Below are 1,913 nucleotides of genomic sequence, written 5' to 3'. Positions count from 1 at the left end.
ATCGGGTAGAGGGCCCCCTTGCAGGGTACCCCCTCCCACACCGCATGGCCCCGTGATCGGGCCCTTTCGGACATGCCGTTCGGCATCCGGCGGTTTTCAAACATGAATGAAGGTTGCTATTTCATCTCCAGCAGAGAGTACAGCTTGTTACGTCGGAAGAAGTCGAGCGGGTAGGCCTTGTGCATGGTTTTCGTTCCTGACATCCTCCAAGCCCCTGATCCAACACCGGCGGCTTTCCTGGCTTCAGCAGTGGGAATCCCCAGCTTGATCAGGGCCGCCATTCGGCGTTTCGGCCTCTTCCATGCCAGCCAAACCAGCTTCCGGAGGTGCCTCCGGATGTGGCAGTCCAGCTCGTAGTACACCGACCTGCGAAGGTCAAGCTGGAAATAATTCCGCCATCCTCGCAGAATCATGTTGAGTCGCTTGATTGTCGAGAGGAGCGATGAGCCACGCGCCCGAAAGAAGACATCCTTCAGCTTTTGCTTCAGCCTGTTGATGCTTTTCGGGTGTGCGATGGGCTTCCGGCACCAGAACGTATAGCCGAGGAATTTCGCCCTGCCAGGGCGAAAGACGCCGCTCTTGTCGCGGTTAACCCGCAACTTGAGCGTCTCCTCGATGAATTTCGTTACCGTTGCCAGCGCACGTTCGCCCGCGAGGCGCGATTGCACGTATATGTTGCAATCATCCGCGTACCTACAGAACCGCAATCCGCGCTTCTCCAAGAACTTGTCGAGTTCGTCAAGGACGATCAGCGACAGGATCGGGCTGAGCGGCGATCCTTGCGGCGTGCCTTCCTCGCGAGCTTCAACCAGCCCGTCGGACATGATGCCCGTCCGCAAATACCGTCGGATCAGCTTCAGAAGCGGTTTGTCGGCGCAGTCCTTCTCAAGGCGCGACATCAGTCTGTCGTGGTTCACCGTATCGAAGAACTTCGCAAGATCCATTTCTACGATGAAGCGACAGCCGCCTTCAATGTAGGCGGTCGATTGCTTGATCGCGTCATGCGCACTGCGTCCCGTACGGAATCCATAGCTGTATTCCGAAAAGGTCGGGTCGTAGTGTGCCGTCAGAATCTGCGCGATTGCCTGCTGGATCACGCGGTCCTGCACCGTCGGGATGCCCAGCATTCTGGTGCCTCCGTTCGGCTTTGGGATATCGACGCGACGCACCGGGAAGGGAATATACGTTCCCTGCCGGATGTGCGCGCAGATGCTCGCGCCATGTTTGGCAAAGTGCCCCGAGCATTGGTCGACAGTCATGCCGTCAACCCCCGGAGCTCCCTTATTGGTTATCACCCGGTCGCATGCCTGAAGCATGTTTCTTGGTGATAGCACCTCTTCCAGCGTTATCACTGGTCCTCCTGCTTTCGTCCAATGGTGTATCCCTACGGTAGCTTGTTCGGCCTCCGGCCCCGCTCCTTGGATCTCGGCTTCCGACCTCCGTCCTCCGGGCAGATCTACTCGATTTGCTTCGATTACGGTTTCCCGCGGCTACTGCCGTCGCTGTCGAAGAAATATGCACCCTCTACTTGCAATGTTTGAATTCGGCCCTTCGGCGGTTTCGCCTACTACGGCCTCGGCTGACTTCCCAACCAGCATCCCTCCGCCTTGCGACGTCGGTAGCCATAGGCACTGGCAGGGATCTCCCCGGGTATCACACATGCGCTTCTAGCCCTATCCGTCGGATTTACGCCTCAACTGTGTCCGTAGAAGTATCGGGTTAACGACTTTTGGCTCGCTCTCCCAATTGAGACGCCTCGCATCCGCTTCCTGTTCGTCGGACTGGCTGTTTGCTATCGGCTTCCTTCATCAGTTTGTTGCCTCCCTGACTCTGCCGAGTCGCTAGACCTTCCCCTTCTCGGGCGGTCAGTGGACTTTCACCACATAGACACACGTGCGCTGCCGAGCGCACCA

General features: G+C 57.8%; 1 protein-coding gene. It reads right to left on the bottom strand.

Annotated features, from left to right (window positions below):
• Positions 1–116: 116 nt before the first annotated feature.
• The gene (gene ltrA / locus GBM95_RS11595) at positions 117–1,352 is read right to left on the bottom strand and encodes a group II intron reverse transcriptase/maturase (RefSeq protein ID WP_152159235.1); all 1,236 of its coding nucleotides are present in this window, start codon (positions 1,350–1,352) and stop codon (positions 117–119) included.
• Between the last annotated feature and the right edge of the window lie 561 nt (positions 1,353–1,913).

This window comes from Sutterella seckii (assembly GCF_009183815.1).
Lineage (GTDB): Bacteria > Pseudomonadota > Gammaproteobacteria > Burkholderiales > Burkholderiaceae_F > Sutterella > Sutterella seckii.
The sequence above is the reverse complement of the archived record's forward strand: the minus strand, read 5'-3'. Positions and strand labels throughout refer to the sequence as shown.